Raw genomic sequence first — 20,661 nt, 5'->3', positions numbered from 1 at the left:
ATTATTTTATCAGACCCAGACTGGGAATATTATTAATATTGATGACTCCCATGGTCAGATCATAGCAGAAGAAATCAGAAATTTAGCAGTTCCCCTTTATACCTATGGAATAAATCAGTCAGCTGATTTTAAGGCAGAGAATGTCAAAATCGGCCTTAAGGGTGTCAGCTTTGAGGTGGTGGGGCCCGATTTCAGGGAAGCCTTTACCCTTAAAATCCCAGCCCTTTTTGCTGTTTACAATGCCCTGGCGGCCATATCGGCCTGCTATGCCCTGGGGATACCTGTTGAATCAATGGTTTCAGCCCTAAAGCAGTTTAAAGGAGTAAAGGGAAGGTTTGAAGTGATCGAAGAAATCAAAAAGGCAGCAGTGATTGTAGACTTCGCCCATACGCCTGATGCCCTGGAAAATGTTTTAAAAGCAGCCAAGACCTTTGCAAAGGATAATAGATTGATTACCGTATTGGGCTGCGGTGGCGATCGGGATAAAACAAAAAGACCCGTGATGGGTGAAATCGCCGGAAGATACAGCGATATATCGATTCTAACATCTGATAACCCTCGAACCGAGGATCCTAATCAAATAATAGAAATGGTTGAACAAGGGATTCAAAAATCCAAGAGCTGTTATTATGTAAGGCCAGATAGACGGGAGGCCATTAAATTGGCCCTTAAGACAGCCCGTAGGAATGATATCGTCATTATTGCAGGAAAGGGTCACGAGACAACCCAAATTGTAGGGAGCCAGGTGCTGCCCTTTGACGACCGGCAGGTTGCAATTGAAATCGCTAGAGAGGAAGGAATTGAGTAATGCTGCTGACCGTTGAACAAATCATCCAAGCCACAGGAGGCCGTCTATTGCAAGCTGGAAAAAACCCTTCAAGTCTGGGAATTTCCACCGATACCCGAACCCTTAAAGTAGGACAGCTTTTTATTCCCCTCGACGGAGCAAATTATAGAGGGCATGATTTTATTCCCAAGGCCAAGACCAAGGGGGCATGGGGCAGCCTTTGCTGCAAAGGACAACCAAATTAATTTGAAGGAACTGGAAGGAATTTTTGTTATCGAAGTGGAAGATATCCTGGTTGCCCTGAGAAAAATCAGTACTTATTATCGTAATCAGTTTCATATCCCCTTTGTGGCGGTAACCGGCAGTACAGGTAAAACCAGCACGAAGGATTTGATCAGCAGCATCCTGTCAGAAAAATATCAGGTTCTAAAAAATATGGGTAATTTAAATAACCAAATCGGTTTGCCCATGACGCTGTTCAACCTGTCAAAAAGCCATGAGGTTGGTGTATTGGAAATGGGGATGTCATCCTTTGGTGAAATTCATAATCTGGTTGAAGTTGTCAGGCCCCATGTGGCGGTGATCACCAATATTGGTATGTCTCATATAGAACACTTAGGAAGCAGAGAGAACATCCTGAAGGCGAAGCTGGAAATAGCCGGCTTCCTGCAAGGGACCGATTATCTGCTGATCAATGGAGATGATCCCTATCTTCAAAAAGTAAAGGAGCAGCAAAGATCCTATCAGTGCATATCCTATGGATTATCGAAGGAGAATGACTTTTATCCCCAACGGGTAATTGATCATGGTGAAGCAGGCTTCACCATCTCCATTAAAATAATGGAAGAAGTTCATGATTTTCAATTTAAATATCCTGGTATTCATAATGTTTACAATGCTCTGGTAGCCCTATGGATTGGACTGAACTTTAAAATGACCCCTGAGGAATTACAAAAAGGTCTGAATCATTATATTCCTTCAAAGATGAGGTTTGAAATCCATGAAAAACATAATCTTAAAATCATTAATGATGCCTATAATGCCAGCCCGGATTCCATGAAGGCATCCCTTAAGGTACTTGATGATATGAAGGGAAAAAGAAAAATTGCACTGCTGGGAGATATGTTTGAAATGGGCAGTTTTTCAGAGGAGGGTCATCGCATGGTTGGCCGGGATTTTGCAAATACCAATATAAATATATTGATTTCTGTAGGAAACATGGCCCGATGGATTGCAGAGGAAGCAGAAACCTTAGCAAATGAAAAATTGATTATCTCAGTTTCTAATAATCAACAGGCCATAGAAAAACTGGAAGAACTCATACAGCCAGAGGATATTATTTTAATTAAGGGCTCAAGAGGTATGAAGATGGAAGAAATCGTTAATTATTTACTAGAGAGGAGCTAATATAATGATACAGCATAAGCAGCTTATTTATACAATTATTATTGGTTTTGCCATCACATTACTATTGGGACCTTTAATTATTCCCTATTTAAAAAGGTTGAAGGTGGGCCAAACGATTCGGGAGGAAGGCCCCCAAAGCCATAAGTCCAAGAGTGGAACCCCCACAATCGGCGGTATTATCATTATTGCGTCAATCCTGATCACTTCCTTGACAGCTGGTGTCATGAATCGTGATCTTTTGGTGGCCCTGGCGGCAACCACCGCCTTTGGCCTAATTGGTTTTTTAGATGATTTTATTAAAGTAGTTTTAAAGCGATCACTGGGCTTAAGGGCCTATCAAAAACTAATACTGCAGGTCATTATTGCCCTATTGCTTGCCGTTTATCAATCCAATGTGTCGATTATGGGTACCAAGGTGATTATTCCCTTTATCCAAGGAAGCTTCACCATTGGCGGTTTAACGATTCCCCAATATCTGGATCTAGGAATCCTTTATAAACCCTTTATCGCCTTTGTTGTGGTGGCCACAGTAAATGGTGCTAACCTAACGGATGGTTTAGACGGTTTGGCCGCAGGTGTAACCTTAATTATTGCTGCTTTCTTTAGCTTAATTGCCTTAAATTGGGGCTATACCAGCCTGGCGATTTTTTCAGGGGCTGTTACCGGAGCCTGCCTGGGCTTTTTAAGGTTTAATTCCCATCCTGCCCAGGTATTTATGGGAGACACAGGTTCCTTAGCCCTGGGGGGAGCTGTAGCAACAGTGGCAATACTAATGAATGTTTCGTTAATTATTCCCATTGTAGGCGGTATTTATTTTGCTGAAACATTATCAGTTATTTTACAAGTGGCCTCATATAAATTAACAGGGAAACGTATATTTAAAATGAGTCCCCTTCATCACCATTATGAATTGAGTGGTTGGGCAGAAACGAAGGTAGTAATCGTTTTTTGGATTACCACAGTCATTCTATGCTTAATAGGAATTGTCGGCTTGAATTAAGAAAGCGGGTGAAAGAATGAATTTAAAAAATAAGGTAGTATTGGTCATAGGTCTTGCCATAACCGGTATTCCCTTAGTTAAGGCATTAGACAAATTAGGGGCAAGGGTCATTGTCAATGATCTAAAGATGAAAGAACAATTAACCGATGCCCTAGATGAATTAAAGGGCCTAAGGGTGGAATACATATTGGGTAAGCATCCTGAAAAAATAGATGACTTGGCCATTGATTTAGTAATTGTTTCACCTGGGGTTCCATTGGAGCTGCCCTTTATTAAGGCCTTACGGGAGGCTGGGAAAGAGATTATCGGAGAAATTGAGCTGGCCTATCGTTTGGCAGAAGGTCAAATCGTGGCCATAACAGGTACCAATGGAAAGACCACCACCACCAGCCTGACAGGAGAAATATTTAAAAATGCAGGAAAAAATACCTACGTAGTGGGAAACATTGGTGTGGCGGCTATTTCTAAAGCCCTGGAGATAAAAAAAGAAGATTACATGGTAATGGAGGTCAGCAGCTTTCAGTTGGAGAGTATCGTGACCTTTCGCCCTCAAATAGCTGCTATATTAAATTTAACACCAGACCACTTGAATCGCCATAAGACCATGGAAAACTATAAAAATGCCAAATTTAATCTATTCAAAAATCAACAACCCTCAGATTTTGCCATCATCAATTACGATGATGAAGCCCTAAAAGAGGAAAGCCAAGGCTTGAAGGCCAAAAAGGTTTTCTTTAGCCGGAAAACTCAACTATCTGAGGGGGTATATGTTGACCAAAATAAAGTTGTCGTTCATTTCAATGGCAAAAGGGAAGAGATTATCGCTATTAACGAAATTAACATTCCAGGAAATCATAATTTAGAAAATGCCCTGGCGGCGGTGGCCATGGCCTATGTAGCTGGAATCGAACCCAGCATTATCGCCCATACCTTAAAAACCTTCCAGGGAGTGGAGCATCGTCTTGAATATGTCGATACCGTCAGCGGTGTGGCATTTATTAATGATTCAAAGGGTACCAATCCCGATGCATCAATAAAAGCCCTTGAGGCTGTTAAAGGACCTATTGTACTTTTGGCGGGCGGAATGGATAAGGGAAGTGATTTTTCTGCCTTTATTGATGCCTTCCAGGGAAAAGTAAAGGAAATGATTGTTTATGGAGAAACTGCGCTGAAATTGCAGCAGGCGGCAAGGGATCGGGGATTTTTGGGGGTTCAACCGGTAAAGGATTTGGAGGAAGCAGTGACTTTGGCCTTTAGTCATGCCAGTGAGGGAGATACCATATTGTTATCACCGGCCTGTGCCAGTTGGGATATGTACCCTAATTTTGAGGAAAGAGGAAGGCATTTTAAGAATCTTGTTTCAAACCTAAGGGGGGCTTAAAATGGGAAAGAAGAAAAATCCCTTTGACTCCGTATTGCTTCTTTCGGTTTCAGCCCTGGTGGCTATAGGCATTATCATGATCTTCAGTTCAAGCTTCTCCTACTCTTTAGTCAATTATAAAGATGGCTATTATTTTTTAAAGCGGGTTTTTATATGGGCAGTGGTGGGAACCATGGCAATGGTATTTTGCTCCCGCTTCCCCTATTGGCAATGGAAGCGCTTTGCCAATATGATCATGCTCATCAGCTTAGGACTTTTAGTCGTGGTTTTAACGCCCCTCGGCAAGGAGGTAAATGGCGCCCAACGCTGGATCGGAGTAGGGGATTCCCTCACCATTATGCCTTCTGAGGTGGCGAAGTTTGCGGTCATTTTATTTGTTGCCACCAGTATTGAAAGGAAAAAAGAAAAAATGCAAAGCTTCCTCTATGGTGTGGTGCCCTACCTGATGCTAATCGGACTGTGCTTTGGCTTGATCTATAAACAGCCTGACTTCAGTACTGCCTTTGTGGTGGCGGTTATCATTGTAGCCATGGTTTTTGTGGGGGGAATGAAGCTCTCCCATTTTATCGGCTTAGCTGGTGCAGGTGTGGGGGGAATGATTGCCCTAATTGGGTACATCTTTATTAGTGGAAGCTCCTATAAGGCCGCCCGAATTACAGCTTTTCTTGATCCCTGGGCAGATCCCACAGATACGGGCTTTCAAGTGGTTCAATCGCTATTGGCCTTAGGGTCAGGGGGGTTATTTGGCCGGGGGCTGGGAAGAAGTGTACAAAAGCACTTTTATCTGCCCGAACCCCAGAATGATTTCATATTTGCTATTATAGGCGAAGAATTGGGCTTCATTGGTGGCGCAGTCATATTGTTGTTATTTATGATACTGATCTGGCGAGGGATTCGAATTGCCATTAATGCGCCCGATGTGTTTAGCTGCCTATTTACAACGGGTTATGTATCGATGATCACAGTTCAGGTGATTATCAATATTGCCGTTGCCACCTCATCCATGCCGGTGACGGGTATGCCACTGCCTTTCATCAGCTATGGCGGAAATACCTTGGTTATTTTTATGGCAATGACCGGTATATTATTAAATATTTCTCGATATACCAATCTTGATAGGAGTTGAAAAAATGAAGGTAGTAATCAGCGGTGGTGGTACAGGGGGGCATATTTATCCGGCCATAGCCATTGCCAACAAAATCAAAGAAACCAATCCCCATGCACAAATCCTGTTCATTGGAACCAAACAGGGGTTAGAAAGGGAAATTGTGCCAAAGGAAGGGTATCCAATACATTTTATTCCCGTAAGTTACTTAAAAAGAAAGCTTTCCTTCCATAATCTAAAAAGTGCTGCCCTATTAATGAAGGGACTGCTGGAGGCTAGAAGGATCCTTAAGGAATATCAACCCGATGTAGTGATTGGTACAGGGGGCTTTGTATGTGGTCCAGTCCTTTATATGGCCACAAAGCTTGGCTTTAAAACCCTGATCCATGAGCAGAATGTGTTTCCAGGGCTGACTAATCGAATCCTGGCAAAGCATGTAGATTGTATTGCCCTGAGCTTTGAGGAGGCAAAAAAATATCTCAAGCAGTATAAAAAAATTGTCGTCACAGGAAATCCCATAAGGGGCGATTTTTTAACCATATCAGAGGAGGATGCTGCCAGACGCTATCAGAAAAAAAGGCCTATTGTTTTGGTTGTAGGAGGCAGCGGGGGCTCACGAAGGTTAAATGAGGCAACCTTAGAGATGCTGAAGGAGCACCCCCAGAATCCCTTTGAAGTCATCTGGGCAACAGGCAAGGGTCATTATGAAGGAATAGCAGAAGGGCTAAAGGCGTACCCAGAGGTCGAAAAGTACAATCGAATTGTACCCTATATTAATGACATGCCTTATGGTCTTAAGGCCAGCGATCTAATGATTTGCAGCGCCGGAGCCATTACCATTGCTGAAATAACCGGGGCAGGGAAGGCATCGATTTTAATTCCCAAGGCCTATACGGCAGAAAACCATCAGGAATATAATGCCCGGGCCCTTTCCGAAAAGGGAGCTGCCATGATGATCAAGGAAAATGAGCTTTCCGGAACATTGCTTTTTGAAAAAATAAGTTATATATTTAATCAGCCTTCCGTCTTAAAAGAAATGCAAAGGGCCAGCAAGGCAGAAGCCAAGCTTCAGGCCATTGACACCATCTATGAAGAAATACGGCTATTGCTAAAATAGTTTGTTCTGAAAGGAACACCTCTAGTGACTCCTTCATAATATGATTATATATTTGGCTTAAATCTATGCTTTGCTACGATTTGATATAAAGTGTATGATCATAAAGAACTCTGGAGGTGACTTCCTAGTGGGTAAGTTTGTAATCATTGGAGGAAATAAAATAACCGGTGAAGCTAGGGTGAGTGGGGCGAAGAATTCGGTTTTACCGATTATGGCAGCAACTGTTTTGAATGGTAAGTTAAATGTACTTCATGACATACCTAGATTATCTGATGTGGAGGTTATGACCAAAATTCTGCTGGCCATTGGCTGTACCGTTAAACGCCAGGGAAACACAATTATTGTCGATTCCAGTGGGCTAAATCATGATGAAATTCCAGAAGAATGGGTCAGGGAAATGAGATCTTCTATTATTTTTTTGGGTGCCATGCTTTCTCGATGTGGCAGAGTTAAAATTAGCTATCCAGGTGGATATGAGTACCAATTGTAAATGATCTGGCAGCAGTTAATCAAGCGTCCCTTAAGGATGCTTTTATTATTGGAAAATTCTGAAACGTAACGGGACAAGCTATTGACTTTTTTTATGAGAAGGGTTACTATGGTCTATAAATAAAAAAAGTACTAGATTAGAAAGAGGGGTTGTAATGACAAAAGTACCAACAAGAGAAGAGGCCTTTGAATTATTTAGAAAATACAACAGCAACGACAGCTTAATTAAGCATGGACTGGCTGTTGAGGCGGTTATGAGGCATTTCGCTGTTCTATTGGGGCAGCAGGATGTAGAGAAATGGGGAATTATCGGATTAATCCATGACATTGACTATGAAATGTACCCCGATGAACACTGTATAAAGGCTAAGGAGATATTGGCCCAAAATCACTATCCAGAGGATTACATCCATGCCGTTGTCAGCCACGGATGGGGCATATGTGTTGATGTAGAGCCTGTAGAGCAAATGGAAAAGGTACTTTACACCATTGATGAATTAACAGGATTGATTGCAGCTACGGCCCTATTGAGACCCAGTAAAAGTATATTGGATCTTGAGGTGAAATCAGTCAAAAAGAAGTGGAAGCAAAAAGGCTTTGCTGCCGGCGTCAATCGAGAGGTAATTGAAAAGGGTGCAGCATTGTTGGGAATGGAAATGGACGAAATCATTAAAGAAACCATTCAGGGAATGCGTCAGGTGGCCCGGGAAATTGGACTTGAGGGAGACCTTGCTTCTTCTTAGATTAGTGTTGTAAAACAGTCAATTCAGCGTAGCATTACGATGATGGCTGTTTTTTTTGCCCAGAAATCATTGCCTCCTGAGCTGGAATAGGACAATGTCAGCGGATCATAGTCTGTATTAGAAGCCAGCAGGAGGGGATTCAAGGTATGGAGAAAAAGATGGAGTGTTTAACAGCCGGGCCAAATATCCAAAGGAAAAGACCAGGTATTGTAAAGGTACATCACCAATTCAACGGAAATATTCCATTGGAGAGGGTATTGGAAAAAATTCTGATTGACCGCCTGAAACAGGAGGAAAATGCCCCTGACCAGAGTAAAGGGGATCGGCCATGAAGAATATGATCAATATTTATGGCTATGCCCGCTTATCCAGGGATGAGGACAGAGAAAATTACTCGTCTATTGATAATCAAATTAATATTATAAAGGAATGGGCAGAATTCACTGCCATGGAGCTAAAAAATAAAGGACTTTCAGGAAAATTAATTAAGATTTTTATTGATGACAATGCTTCCGGCTATACCCTTGACAGACCGGAATTTAACCAGCTCAAGAATAAGATCACCGGCAATGGCCCCGATAAAGCCCATATCGTCATCGCCAAGGACAGCTCAAGAATTGGTCGGCATAATGCCAAAACACTGCTGTTCTTTGAGCTTCTCCAGGAGCACGGTGTAAGAATTATTTTGGCATCGGACGGCTATGACAGTGAAAAAGACAATGATGATGTGCTGGGGATTAAAACCTGGTACAATGAAATGTATGTAAAGGATATTTCAAGAAAAATAAGAGATAGTATTCATAGTAAACAAAAAAACGGTGGATTAATCGTAAAGAATATTTATGGCTACGAAAAATGTCCCCGTAATAAACATCAATTGGTGATTGATCAAGAGGCGGCTTCAGTGGTACAATACATATTCCAAAGCTATTTAAAGGGAAGCGGCTATCGAAGAATTGCCGATGCCCTAAACAATAAGGGTATTAAAACCCCTTCTCAATATCATCAAATCAAAACGGGGGGGAAATTTAAGGTGGCAGAGTCATGGAATGCTGTTCATGTACAGCGGATTATTGCCAATGATGTTTATACAGGGGTTTTACGATGTGGTAAAACCAAAAAGAAAAGGATTAAAGGCCCCTCGGTGAAAACCCAAGAGGAAGATCAGATTGTTTATTCCGATCATCATCCTGCCATTATCAGCAGGGCTGATTTTCAGCTGGCCCAGGAGATTGCCAGAAGAAGGTCAACCAGAAACATTCATAGTACAAGAAAAGGTATAAATCTCTTTTCGGGCTTCCTGTTTTGCGGCGATTGCGGCAGCTATCTGGTGGCCAGAAAAAGGGCCAATAAGCCTACAACCTATTGCTGCAGCAGTTACCACAGCCAGGGGAAAAAGGCCTGCAGTACCCATCTGGTTTCTGAAGAGGAGCTGCTAAATATATTAAAGATCAAGATAGGTGAAATTTTAAAGGCCGATGCCTTAGATTATCAAGGGCTGGAGAGGAAGATTAAGGAGCTTAAGGTGGATGAAGGGGGGGTAGACGATATTAAAAAGGATATCAAGGCAAAGCAGCTTGAACTAAAGGGATATGCCCGGCAACGGGCCCGTAGACAAATCAGTGAAGATCTGTATCAAGAATTAATCGAAGAAGTCAATAAAAGTATAGAGGTATTGAATTTGTATCTTCAGAAAATGCTGAAATATCAAAGGGAGATAGAGCAATTCAATGAAAAAATACCAATTAAAACTCAAATTGAAAGGCTGCTGACAGAGCAGCCCCTAACTCGACTCGATATGGAACTGCTGATTGATAAAATAATTGTGAAGGAAGCTAGGGAGGGGGATCATCATCAATCGAGTGGCTTAGTATTGGATGTCTATTGGAACTTTTTTATTCCCCACGGCATATCATAACCAGGTGGCTGTGAAATTGGCCCAAGGCCCATTGATTTACATTTAAGATCCCTGAAGGAACTGGGGGCTAAAATAGAAGAAAAGCATGGTTTTTTAATATGTGAAGCTAAAGAGCTGAGGGGAACGGAAATACAGTTGGATTTCCCCAGTGTAGGAGCCACAGAAAATCTTATTTTATCGGCGGTTTTTGCCAAGGGTACGACGGTCATTAGAAATGCCGCCCGGGAACCGGAAATTGTTGACTTGGCAAGCTTTATTAATGCCATGGGAGGAAAGGTGTCGGGGGCAGGAAGTGCTACAATTGTCATTGAAGGGGTAAAGGAATTGTCTAATGTGGAGCATCAAATTATACCTGACCGCATTGTAGCTGGTACTTACTTAACCGCAGCAGCCATCACCAGAGGCGATATTTTGCTGACAAATGTTATTCCCGAGCACGTTCAATCTATATTGTATAAATTAAAGGAAAGTGGTTGTCATATTACCTGTAAAAATAATACAATAAGATTAGAGTCTCCTGATCGAATCACAGCCATTGACACCGTTAAAACCTTACCGTACCCTGGATTTCCAACGGATATGCAGTCTCAGCTGATGGCCTTAATGACCATGAGTGATGGCATTACAGTTTTTATAGAAACAATTTTTGAAAATCGTTTTAAACATGCAGAGGAATTAACCAGGATGGGGGCGAACATAAAGGTAGATGGAAGGGTTGCGATTGTCAAGGGTATGAAAAGATTGACGGGGGCTACAGTCACAGCAAAGGATCTTCGAGGTGGAGCAGCATTGATATTATCTGCCCTGGCAGCAGAAGGGAAGACCATTGTTGAAAATGCCAAGCATGTAGAACGGGGATACGACCATTTTCACCAGGTGCTACGAAGCCTGGGGGGAAATATTACCCTGATCGATTAAAGAAATTTTTAGATAAAATAGATTGATAGCAGTAGAATTGCTGCTATTAATTTAAATAGCTTTTATGGACAAGCAAAGGAGGGATGTAGATTGAGTCAATATGAAGCAATAAAAAGAAAGAAGCTGATACGAAGAAAAATGAAACAGATTTTGACTTCCCTTCTATTAGTTATTGTTTTTATATTATGGGGAATCTATGGATTGCTGCAATCGGATTTCTTCAACCTGAAAAATATCCAGATCAACGGCATAGAGACGATTACAGCGGAAGAAATTATTCAGGCTTCAGGATTAATCAAAGAGAGGAACCTGTTTAAATATAACCTGACAGATGTGGGCAACAACATAGTGAAGCATCCCTATGTGGAGTCTGTAAATCTGGAAAGAAAGCTGCCGAATGAGATGATCATCAATATAACAGAACGTTCAGAGTATGCTATAATAGCCTATATGGGCTCCTATTTGTTTATCGATTCCCAAGGTGTGGTTTTAAAGGTAGAGGACAGCTATATTTCCCAGGAGCTGCCCTTGATTACCGGCGCAGTCTTTGACAGCTTTGTACTGGGTCAAAAGGCAGATGTATTGAACCCCCAGGATTTAATGAAGGCCTTAAACCTGTTGGAAGCTGCCAGGCTGACAGATATGATAGACAATATTTCTGAAATTAATATAGCAGAAAAAGACAATGTCAGATTAATTACCTTTGATGGAATTGAGGTATTAATGGGGGAGGCCACGGACCCTGTCTATTTAATATTGGCATTACAGGAAGTTTTAGTTAACCTATATACAAATAATCGGCGAAATGTTATGATTGACATGAGGTACGAGGGGAACATTACGGTAAAGCAGCGAAACCAGCAGTAGGAGGAAGGCAAATGAAAGATGTAAAGGGAAAAATTGCCCTTGGAATACTATGTGGAATTTTGGGCTTAATTATATCGATGCAGTTAAAAACCATCAGAATCACTACAGGAGGCGATCTGCTTTCTCCCCAAAGGGCTCAGCAGTTAACGGCAGAGCTTCGTTCCCTAAAACAAGAAAAAGAAGTGTTGAATCAGAATTTAACGGAGCTGGAAAAACGCTTAAAGGAGTATGAAATATCTGAGGCAGATGAAAATACCATTATAAGAAATTTACAGAGCGACCTGGAGCGATACCAGATTTTAACGGGTTATCGTACCCTTGAAGGGCCAGGGGTTATCGTAACCCTAGAGGACCATCCCAGTGATAATCCTGCTGAGGGAAGCTATCTTTTATATAACTATAACGAAATTTTAGATATCATCAACAAGCTGAATGCCTCTGGTGCAGAGGCAATTTCCATTAACGACCAGCGATATACGGCCACGACCGAGATCTATTATACCACCAATAATGGACTTCAAGTGAATGGTGTACCCATTACCTTGCCAATTCAAATAAAGGCCATTGGCAATCCGGAAAGTATGGAGGCCGGCCTCAACATGCGTTTTGGAGTAGTATGGTTGATTAGGGAAAATAATCAATTTCGGATCAATGTGAAAAAACAAAATCAAATCACCATCCCCAGACAAACAAAAATAAACAATTTTGATTATGCAAAGCCCATTGAGCTTTCCCAATAGATTTGAGGTGGATAAGAAATGAAAAAAACCTATAATCAGCTTATACTTGGAACGGTCTTTGCTCTTTTAGGCTTCTTTATCACCTTTCAACTGATCCATATGAAGGATGATTACAGCTTTGTCAGTTTAAAAACAATCAATGATCTCCAAAATGAGATTACCAGAGAAAAAAGTGAAATTAATAATATCAAGGAGCTTATTGAAAACCACAACAGTCGATTAAAGGATTATCAAAGTGCTATTGAAAATGAAGGAAGTATCAGCGATGTTATTAAGGCTGAAATAGAGACCTTAAAGATTATTGGAGGCTTTACAGATTTAGAAGGGCCCGGGGTGACCGTAAAGATCAGCGACAGTGAAAGGGAGCTTTACCCCTGGGAAGAACCGAAGGATTTGGTGGTGCATGAGCAAGACATTATAACGATTATTAACGATTTAAAATTTGCCGGTGCCGAGGCTTTATCCATCAATGGACAGCGAGTCATGCCCCATACTGAGATCAAATGTTCAGGACCTACCATTACAATTAATAATCATACCTATGGTCAGCCCTTTATCATCAAGGCCATCGGAGACCCCGCCACCCTGGAAGCCGCTTTGAAATCACCAGATTCCCATGCCTATATGATTAAGGAATTCTATGGCGTGGTCATTGATACCATGGTGAGCCCCTGGGTTCGGATTCCCAGGTATCAAGGCGACATTTCCACCAATTTCATAACACCTAAGGAGGGTGAATAGAATGATTGTTGCATTAATCGGTTTATTAATTGGTATAATTTTAGGGCTTTATTTAGATATCAGCTATCCTGTCAGCTATTCCTTGTATATTTCAGTGGCAATTCTAGCTGCCCTTGATTCTGTCTTTGGGGCTGTACGGGCCAATATGGAGAAAAAATTTAATACAGAAATTTTTGTATCGGGTTTTTTTGGAAATGCCCTTTTGGCTGGGGTGTTGGCCTACATAGGGGATCGTATAGGAGTGCCCCTTTACTATGCAGCCATCTTTGCCTTTGGAAACCGACTTTTCCAAAATTTTGCAATGATTAGAAGATACCTGGTGGATAAGAGCAGACATCATCAATCATAGATAATCATACAAAATATACCACCTGAAGAAAATAAAGCTAAAAAAGCGCTTCTCCTATGAAAATAGGAGATTTTTTTTATATTTATTTCATCAATAAAAAAGGAAATACAATTTTTTTGTTGAATTATAAACTCATAATCTGATAGAAAGTAATTCCCATCATTACCGGTCTAACAATAAAACTATAAATTGAGCTTATAAACCTATGGTGAAAATTAAAATCATGTGATAAAGTTGTAATGGGAATTGTCTGTTCAAGGATAAGAACAAGCTGTGGAGGCTTATATACATAATAAGGGGGTAATACTGTGTTAGAATTTGATGTGGATATGGAACAATTTGCTCAGATAAAGGTAGTAGGCGTCGGTGGTGGAGGCAATAATGCTGTTAATCGAATGATAGAATCAGGCTTGCGGGGTGTTGAATTTATTGCGATTAATACAGACAAGCAGGCATTATATACCTCAAAGGCTGAGCAAAAAATACAAATTGGTGAAAAGCTGACAAAGGGCCTTGGGGCGGGAGCCAATCCAGAAGTAGGTAGAAAGGCTGCTGAAGAAAGTCGTGATGATATTTTGAAGCTGCTGCAGGGAGCTGATATGGTTTTTGTTACTGCAGGTATGGGCGGTGGAACTGGAACCGGGGCTGCACCCATTGTAGCAGAGATTGCAAAGGAAATGGGAATTTTAACGGTAGGGGTAGTGACCAAGCCCTTTACCTTTGAAGGGAAAAGAAGGATGTCCCATGCTGAAATGGGAATACAAGATCTGAAAGGCCGAGTCGATACGCTGGTAACGATTCCCAATGACAGATTATTACAGGTGATAGAAAAGAAAACAACCATGCTGGATGCCTTTCGAATTGCTGATGATATCCTTAAACAAGGGGTACAGGGCATTTCGGATTTAATTGCTGTTCCCGGCCTAGTGAACCTTGATTTTGCTGATGTGAAAACCATCATGCTGGAGCAGGGCTTGGCCCATATGGGAATTGGCAGGGCCAGCGGTGAAAACAGGGCTGTTGAAGCAGCCAAGCAGGCGATTCAAAGCCCCCTTTTAGAAACTTCTATTCAAGGGGCCAAGGGCGTCTTATTAAACATCACCGGTGGAGCGGGTCTTGGATTGTTTGAAGTGAACGAAGCTGCCGAAATGGTTACCCAGGCAGCAGATCAAGATGCCAATATCATTTTTGGTGCCGTAATTAATGAAGATTTAAAGGATGAAATTCAAATTACTGTTATAGCTACCGGCTTTGAGAAGGACTTAATGAAATTTGTTGATAAGGATAATAAGAGCCTTCTGTCAGATGCTGCAAAGGAGGTAGCCAGTACAGTAGAGGAAAAAGTAAAAAGTGACGAATTGGATATACCCATTTTTCTAAGAAGAAGAAAATAAAAATTTTTTTCAAACCTAAAGCCCTGGGCGTTTGCCCGGGGCTTTGTGTTTTGGGAATAGGCAAATAAATTACCTTCAAAATTCTAAGTCAATATCAATAGAAACTAACTTTTCGACTTCACAAAATGACAGAAAAATAGCATAACATTATATATAATATTCATAAAGCATCTGGCTTGTGAATAATTGTATAGTATCAGGATTATGCCCCTTTCCGGGAGGAGAAAAAATGGTCGTTTATGCAGAGTATGTTTTTTTAGAGAACTTTATTATGAATTATATTATCCTTTCCTTGACAAAACGATTTGGAAAAGCTGGGGCGAAGAAGCTAAGATTAGCCATGGCTGCATCTGTGGGAGCCCTTTATGCTTTTATCATTTTTTTTCCGTCCTTGCATTTTCTATTTTCTGCTATGATGAAATTTGCATGCTCTATGCTGATTATTGTCATTGCCTTTAACCCTTATCGGTTTAAGGATTTTTTAAGGCTGCTGGGGATTTTTTATTTAATCACCATGATTTTTGGGGGGGCGGGGTTTGCTTTATTTTATTTTACCAGCTTTAACGGAATTATCAGCAACGGCGTCTTCTATATTTCAAATATCTCAATGAAGCTGATTCTGCTATCCTGTGGTGTAGGATACATATTAATAGAATTTTGTTGGGGTTATATACAAAATCAGCTTTCGAGGGAAAAGATTTATACCCAGGTTAAGATCCAAATGGGCGATACTATGGTGGAGGTTAGGGGTCTGGTGGATACTGGAAACTCCTTAACTGACCCTATTACCCGGTATCCGGTCATGATAGTGGAATATGATGCAATATTGGATCTGCTGCCAATACGGCTTCAGGAGCTCTTTAAGGGGTCAAGGCTTCCCAGTATTGACGAAATTACACTGAAGCTGGAAAATACCCTATGGATGACAAGATTGAGAATCATTCCTTATCAAGCCTTGGGTACAGAAAATGGAATGTTAATGGGCTTCAAGCCGGATTCAGTGATTGTGGAGAAGGAAAGCGAAAAAAAATGCTTTGAAGAAATTATCATTGCAATTTACAGTAAAAAGCTATCTAAGTCGGGAGACTACAAAGCATTATTACATCCAGATTTAGTATAATACACTTGGGAGGTTGGCAAGATGACGAGATTCATATCAAGGGCAAGAATTGTGATGCAGTTTTATCTGATTAAGCTATTGAAAAGACTAAGCCTGTTTAATGAAGAAAGTATATATTATATTGGGGGAAGCGAAGCACTGCCACCACCCCTTTCAAATGATGAAGAAAATTATTTGATTGCAAAGCTTCGAGAGGATGAAAGCACCGTTAGAACCATTCTAATAGAAAGAAATTTACGGCTGGTGGTTTATATTGCCAGAAAATTTGAAAATACCGGGGTCGGTGTGGAGGATTTAATCTCCATCGGAACTATAGGTTTGATCAAGGCTGTTAATACTTTTAATCCAGATAAAAATATTAAGCTGGCCACCTATGCCTCCAGATGTATTGAAAATGAAATTTTAATGTATTTAAGAAGAAACAATAAGGTAAGGATGGAGGTTTCCTTTGACGAACCCCTTAATATAGATTGGGATGGTAATGAACTATTGTTGTCTGACATATTAGGAACAGAAAATGATATTATTTATCGCTTTCTTGAGGAAGAGGTAGATAGGGAGCTATTAAAAATAGCCCTCAATAAGCTGTCGAAAAGAGAGAAGAAAATTATGGAGCTTCGTTTTGGTCTCTATTCGGGACAAGAAAAGACCCAAAAAGAGGTGGCTGATATTTTGGGAATCTCACAATCCTATATTTCACGCCTGGAAAAAAGGATCATCATTCGATTAAAGAAGGAAATTAATCGAATGGTTTAAGCCTCCTGGTTGCTGCTCAAGAGAAAAGAGGCTCCTTAACTACATAAATTACTAAATATTGCTAATCCCCTTACGGGAGACTATAAATCCTTTGTTTTCAATGTTTATAGTCTCCCGATTTTTTTTTATCATTTTTAAGCCATATCTTCCCCAGGTCAATCGTATAAAAAAGGACAAAGCGTCAATAATTTTAATAGGAAAAGGGGTAATTCATTTCGAAAGGACTGAAATTTACAATGCATATTAATAAGGTAGAAATTTGCGGAGTGAATACATCAGAATTACCGGTATTAACAAACCAACAAATGAGAAAGCTCTTTGACAGAATCAATGAAGGGGATCAATCGGCCCGTGAAGAGTTTATCCAAGGAAATCTCAGGCTTGTATTAAGTGTCATACAGCGCTTTAATAATCGTGGTGAGCATGTGGATGACTTATTTCAAGTGGGCTGTATCGGCTTAATCAAAGCCATCGATAATTTTGATTTGAGCCAAAATGTCCGGTTTTCCACCTATGCAGTTCCAATGATTATCGGAGAAATCAGAAGATATCTTAGAGATAATAACGCCATAAGAGTGAGTCGGTCTCTACGGGATACAGCCTATAAGGCCCTTCAGGTTCGTGATCAGTTGACCAATAAAAATGGAAAGGAACCGACCATAACGGAAATTGCCCAACAATTAAACATTCCCAGGGAGGACGTGGTATTTGCCCTGGATGCAATACAAGACCCTGTCTCGCTTTTTGAACCGATTTATCATGATAGCGGCGATGCCATTTTTGTGATGGATCAGGTCAGTGATGAGAAAAGTGAGGATGAAACCTGGATTGATAACATTGCATTGAATGAGGCCATGAGGCGGTTAAATGACAGAGAAAAGCTGATTTTATCCCTTCGATTTTTTGAAGGAAGAACCCAAATGGAGGTGGCCGATGAAATTGGTATTTCCCAGGCCCAGGTTTCTCGCTTAGAAAAGACTGCCCTAAAGCATATGAGAAAATATATTTAATCATTCAAGTCACCAGTAGGTGGCTTTTTCTTTTTTTATCAACTCAATAGGAATAAATTCGAGAAAAGAACGATAAACATAATACATGGATAAGCTTTCGTTATAGGATTATTTTATAATCTATGGGGAAGGTCCTCACTAAAATTATAAATTAAAGAGAACTTTCCGTATATAGATTGCAACAAAGATGTTCTATACAAGACTTTATTTCAAATATTAGGAAAAAGCAGGAGGTTGATTAATGTGTTAAGGGCATCAGATTTGACACAAAAAGAGGTAATTAATATCACCGATGGCAGAAGGGTTGGGCTTATTACCGACCTGGAGGTGGACTTAAATAAAGGTAAGATTAATGCAATAATAATTCCCAGCGCAGGAAAGTTTTTAGGAATATTTGGAAAAGAATTTGATTATGAAATTTCATGGGATCAAATAAAAAAGATTGGTGAGGACGTTATACTTGTTGAAATAACCAGTATTGTTGAGCCTAGTCGCTATCGTGATGAAGAGCCGCCAAGGGCAATCATCTATCAACCTGAATTTATAAAAAAGGAGTTTAATAATGAAGATTAATCACAATATTGGTATAGAAGCCTGAAATTGCAAATTTTATTAGACAACCACAGTATCCTATATTATAATAAAGACAGATAAGCCAGGTATTTAGCCATATGTACAGGAGGAGAGAGAATGAATTGTCCTTTTTGTGCTCATCAAGAATCAAAGGTGGTGGATTCCAGACCAACGGATGAAGGACAAGCCATCAGAAGAAGACGTGAGTGTATACAATGCGGAAAGCGTTTCACCACCTATGAAAAAATCGAGGAGCTTCCCCTGATTGTAGTAAAGAAAAGCGGAGACAGGGAAGCCTTTAATCGAAACAAGGTCTTAAACGGAATTATCAGGGCCTGTGAGAAAAGGCCTGTAGCCCTAAGCCAAATCGAGGGAATTGTTGATGATATTGAAAAGCATCTATATAATTCAATGGAGAAGGAAATTACCACTGAATTAATTGGCAGAATGGTTATGGACAGGATCAAAGCCCTGGATGAGGTGGCCTACGTTCGTTTTGCTTCGGTATATCGTGAATTTAAGGATATTAATACCTTTATGGAGGAATTAAAAAAGCTGTTGAAGGAGCATTAAAAAAGCCCCTAGTACCCCATCGTAGTTAAAACTGGAGTGATTCCCTGAGGGATAACCGAAATTTAATTACGATGGGGTATTTTGACTTAAAGAAGTAGGGTATCTATAGAATATCCATGGAAGCATAGGGGTTTAATTTTCAGGTTATGGAGGTGTGGCTATTGAATTACGATGTAATTAAGAGAAATCAAGTAGAATTTTTAACATTCCGAGCCATAAGTCAATTTGATTTTATTGATCATGGATTCAGTACCCGTAAAGGTGGTGTAAGTCAGGGAGCCTTTTCCAGTTTAAATTTAGGAATAAAGACAGAGGATTCACCAGAGAATATACAGGAAAATATAAAACGTTTTTGTGATTGTGTGGGAGTTTGTGCAGAAGATTTAGTAATGGCCGACCAGGTCCATCGGGATTCAGTTAAGGTTGTGACCCTTCAAGACCGGGGAAAGCCCTTTGGTCAGGGGGCTTTAAAAGCAGTTGACGCGTTGATTACTAACGTTCCCCAAATTCCCCTCTTTACCTATTATGCCGATTGTGTCCCCCTGCTGATTGTTGACCCCGTCAAGAGAGCTGTAGGTCTTGCCCATGCCGGCTGGCCTGGAACCCAGATGAAAATCGGACAAAAAGCCATTCAAAAAATGTTGGATATCTACGGAAGCCATCCCGAGGACATTATCGTAGTCATTGGACCCTCCATTGGTCAATGCTGCTATGAGGTATCAGAGGATGTGGTAATGAAATTTAACGAAAATTTTACAGAGATTTCAACCTTTGTAATGGCAAAGGGTCAGGGTAAGTACATGCTGGATTTATGGCAGGCCAATCGAATCAGTCTAAAGGAAATCGGCTTGTTAGAAAGAAATATAATAAATAGTAATCTATGTACAGGCTGTCATTTGCAGCAGTTTTATTCCCATCGAAGGGAAGCGCCTACAGGAAGAATGGCTGCTGTGATTCAACTTAGGAATTAGGAGGATTTCAAATGAATCAGAAACGGATTTTAATTGTGGACGATGAAGAGCATATTTTAGAATTAATTCGGTTCAATCTTGAAAAAAATGGATACGAGGTTTTTGTTAGTGATAATGGTGAAGATTGTATTCAGTTTCTGAAGGAAAACAGTGTGGATCTGGTGGTGTTAGATTTAATGCTTCCAGGAATCGACGGCCTGGAGGTTTGTAAGGAAATCAGAAGGATAGATGCACTGGAAAAGCTGCCTATTATCATGCTCACTGCCAGAAGTGAAGAAACCGATCGAATTTTGGGCCTGGAGCTGGGGGCAGATGATTATATCCCTAAACCCTTCAGCGTCAGGGAGCTTGTGGCCAGAATCAAGGCGGTTCTAAGGCGCTCCGAGGACCGACAGCCGGTAAAGACTAGAATTCTCAAGGTGAAGGAGCTTACCATGGATACCGAAAAGCATGAAGTGACATTGGGAGGCAGGCCTATTGAACTGACCCTGAAGGAATTCGAGTTACTGAAAATATTGATTGAAAACCGGGGAAAGGTCTTATCAAGAAATCTACTGCTAGATGAGGTTTGGGGGTATGATTACTTCGGTGAAACCAGAACTGTAGATGTTCACATTCGACACCTTAGAAAAAAAATTGGTGACGATGAAAGTGGCGAATATATTGAAACCATCAGGGGTGTAGGGTATAAGATGAAGTAGG

The 20,661-nt window shown here is 40.7% G+C and carries 23 protein-coding genes and 1 pseudogene; all 24 read left to right on the top strand.

The window, feature by feature from the left end; translation table 11 throughout:
* Positions 1-28 precede the first annotated feature (28 nt).
* The 24 genes and pseudogenes from ACYQ1I_RS18810 (at position 29) to ACYQ1I_RS18695 (ending at position 20,660) form a co-directional block, all read left to right on the top strand.
* Positions 29-808 carry a Mur ligase family protein gene (locus ACYQ1I_RS18810; protein WP_459768208.1) on the top strand — a complete coding sequence of 260 codons (780 nt, stop codon included), beginning with the start codon at positions 29-31 and terminating at the stop codon, positions 806-808.
* A complete protein-coding gene (locus ACYQ1I_RS18805) occupies positions 808-1,032 on the top strand; it encodes a Mur ligase domain-containing protein (RefSeq protein ID WP_459768110.1) in 225 nt (74 codons plus the stop codon). The genes ACYQ1I_RS18810 and ACYQ1I_RS18805 overlap by 1 nt, the downstream gene beginning before the upstream one ends.
* Position 1,033: 1 nt before the next feature.
* Positions 1,034-2,194 (top strand): UDP-N-acetylmuramoyl-tripeptide--D-alanyl-D-alanine ligase, encoded by a 1,161-nt coding sequence (locus ACYQ1I_RS18800; protein WP_459768108.1) that lies wholly within the window; start codon positions 1,034-1,036, stop codon positions 2,192-2,194.
* A gap of 4 nt (positions 2,195-2,198) precedes the next feature.
* Positions 2,199-3,194 (top strand): phospho-N-acetylmuramoyl-pentapeptide-transferase, encoded by a 996-nt coding sequence (gene mraY / locus ACYQ1I_RS18795; protein ID WP_459768106.1) that lies wholly within the window; start codon positions 2,199-2,201, stop codon positions 3,192-3,194.
* A 16-nt stretch (positions 3,195-3,210) separates the two neighbouring features.
* The gene (gene murD, locus ACYQ1I_RS18790; protein WP_459768104.1) at positions 3,211-4,575 is read left to right on the top strand and encodes a UDP-N-acetylmuramoyl-L-alanine--D-glutamate ligase; all 1,365 of its coding nucleotides are present in this window, start codon (positions 3,211-3,213) and stop codon (positions 4,573-4,575) included.
* Position 4,576: 1 nt separating this feature from the next.
* On the top strand, positions 4,577-5,701 hold the full coding sequence (gene spoVE, locus ACYQ1I_RS18785; protein WP_459768102.1) for a stage V sporulation protein E: 1,125 nt from the start codon (positions 4,577-4,579) through the stop codon (positions 5,699-5,701).
* Between the two features lie 4 nt (positions 5,702-5,705).
* Positions 5,706-6,797: an undecaprenyldiphospho-muramoylpentapeptide beta-N-acetylglucosaminyltransferase gene (gene murG, locus ACYQ1I_RS18780; RefSeq protein WP_459768100.1), complete on the top strand. Its 1,092-nt coding sequence runs from the start codon at positions 5,706-5,708 to the stop codon at positions 6,795-6,797.
* 127 nt (positions 6,798-6,924) lie between these two features.
* Positions 6,925-7,287: a hypothetical protein gene (locus ACYQ1I_RS18775; RefSeq protein ID WP_459768098.1), complete on the top strand. Its 363-nt coding sequence runs from the start codon at positions 6,925-6,927 to the stop codon at positions 7,285-7,287.
* 154 nt (positions 7,288-7,441) lie between these two features.
* Complete coding sequence (locus tag ACYQ1I_RS18770) at positions 7,442-8,029, top strand: HD domain-containing protein (RefSeq protein WP_459768096.1); 588 nt, start codon at positions 7,442-7,444, stop codon at positions 8,027-8,029.
* A 146-nt stretch (positions 8,030-8,175) separates the two neighbouring features.
* Positions 8,176-8,361 (top strand): hypothetical protein, encoded by a 186-nt coding sequence (locus tag ACYQ1I_RS18765; RefSeq protein WP_459768094.1) that lies wholly within the window; start codon positions 8,176-8,178, stop codon positions 8,359-8,361.
* Complete coding sequence (locus ACYQ1I_RS18760; RefSeq protein WP_459768092.1) at positions 8,358-9,947, top strand: recombinase family protein; 1,590 nt, start codon at positions 8,358-8,360, stop codon at positions 9,945-9,947. Before ACYQ1I_RS18765 ends, ACYQ1I_RS18760 begins: the two co-directional genes overlap by 4 nt.
* Positions 9,948-9,959: 12 nt before the next feature.
* Positions 9,960-10,865 (top strand): annotated as a pseudogene (gene murA / locus ACYQ1I_RS18755) (UDP-N-acetylglucosamine 1-carboxyvinyltransferase); the annotation flags it as partial.
* Positions 10,866-10,955: 90 nt separating this feature from the next.
* A complete protein-coding gene (locus ACYQ1I_RS18750; RefSeq protein WP_459768090.1) occupies positions 10,956-11,732 on the top strand; it encodes a cell division protein FtsQ/DivIB in 777 nt (258 codons plus the stop codon).
* 11 nt (positions 11,733-11,743) lie between these two features.
* Positions 11,744-12,472 (top strand): DUF881 domain-containing protein, encoded by a 729-nt coding sequence (locus ACYQ1I_RS18745; RefSeq protein ID WP_459768088.1) that lies wholly within the window; start codon positions 11,744-11,746, stop codon positions 12,470-12,472.
* Positions 12,473-12,490: 18 nt separating this feature from the next.
* Entirely contained in the window at positions 12,491-13,213 is a 723-nt protein-coding gene (locus ACYQ1I_RS18740; protein WP_459768086.1) for a DUF881 domain-containing protein, read from the top strand.
* A 1-nt stretch (position 13,214) separates the two neighbouring features.
* Positions 13,215-13,562 (top strand): small basic family protein, encoded by a 348-nt coding sequence (locus tag ACYQ1I_RS18735; protein ID WP_459768084.1) that lies wholly within the window; start codon positions 13,215-13,217, stop codon positions 13,560-13,562.
* Between the two features lie 308 nt (positions 13,563-13,870).
* The gene (ftsZ, locus tag ACYQ1I_RS18730) at positions 13,871-14,956 is read left to right on the top strand and encodes a cell division protein FtsZ (protein ID WP_459768082.1); all 1,086 of its coding nucleotides are present in this window, start codon (positions 13,871-13,873) and stop codon (positions 14,954-14,956) included.
* A 229-nt stretch (positions 14,957-15,185) separates the two neighbouring features.
* Positions 15,186-16,076, top strand: a complete 891-nt coding sequence (gene spoIIGA, locus ACYQ1I_RS18725; RefSeq protein WP_459768081.1) for a sigma-E processing peptidase SpoIIGA — start codon at positions 15,186-15,188, stop codon at positions 16,074-16,076.
* A gap of 21 nt (positions 16,077-16,097) precedes the next feature.
* Complete coding sequence (gene sigE / locus ACYQ1I_RS18720; RefSeq protein ID WP_459768079.1) at positions 16,098-16,832, top strand: RNA polymerase sporulation sigma factor SigE; 735 nt, start codon at positions 16,098-16,100, stop codon at positions 16,830-16,832.
* A gap of 236 nt (positions 16,833-17,068) precedes the next feature.
* A complete protein-coding gene (sigG, locus tag ACYQ1I_RS18715; protein WP_459768077.1) occupies positions 17,069-17,842 on the top strand; it encodes an RNA polymerase sporulation sigma factor SigG in 774 nt (257 codons plus the stop codon).
* 243 nt (positions 17,843-18,085) lie between these two features.
* Positions 18,086-18,415, top strand: coding sequence for a YlmC/YmxH family sporulation protein (locus ACYQ1I_RS18710; protein WP_459768075.1), 330 nt, complete (start codon positions 18,086-18,088; stop codon positions 18,413-18,415).
* 117 nt (positions 18,416-18,532) lie between these two features.
* Positions 18,533-18,988 carry a transcriptional regulator NrdR gene (gene nrdR, locus ACYQ1I_RS18705; protein WP_459768073.1) on the top strand — a complete coding sequence of 152 codons (456 nt, stop codon included), beginning with the start codon at positions 18,533-18,535 and terminating at the stop codon, positions 18,986-18,988.
* Positions 18,989-19,149: 161 nt separating this feature from the next.
* Positions 19,150-19,959: a peptidoglycan editing factor PgeF gene (gene pgeF / locus ACYQ1I_RS18700; protein ID WP_459768071.1), complete on the top strand. Its 810-nt coding sequence runs from the start codon at positions 19,150-19,152 to the stop codon at positions 19,957-19,959.
* A gap of 11 nt (positions 19,960-19,970) precedes the next feature.
* Positions 19,971-20,660 (top strand): response regulator transcription factor, encoded by a 690-nt coding sequence (locus ACYQ1I_RS18695; protein WP_459768069.1) that lies wholly within the window; start codon positions 19,971-19,973, stop codon positions 20,658-20,660.
* Position 20,661: the final 1 nt, after the last annotated feature.

It is taken from the genome of Alkaliphilus crotonatoxidans, from assembly GCF_054658015.1.
Note: the sequence above shows the minus strand (reverse complement) of the source record. Positions and strands in the feature narration are given on the sequence as shown.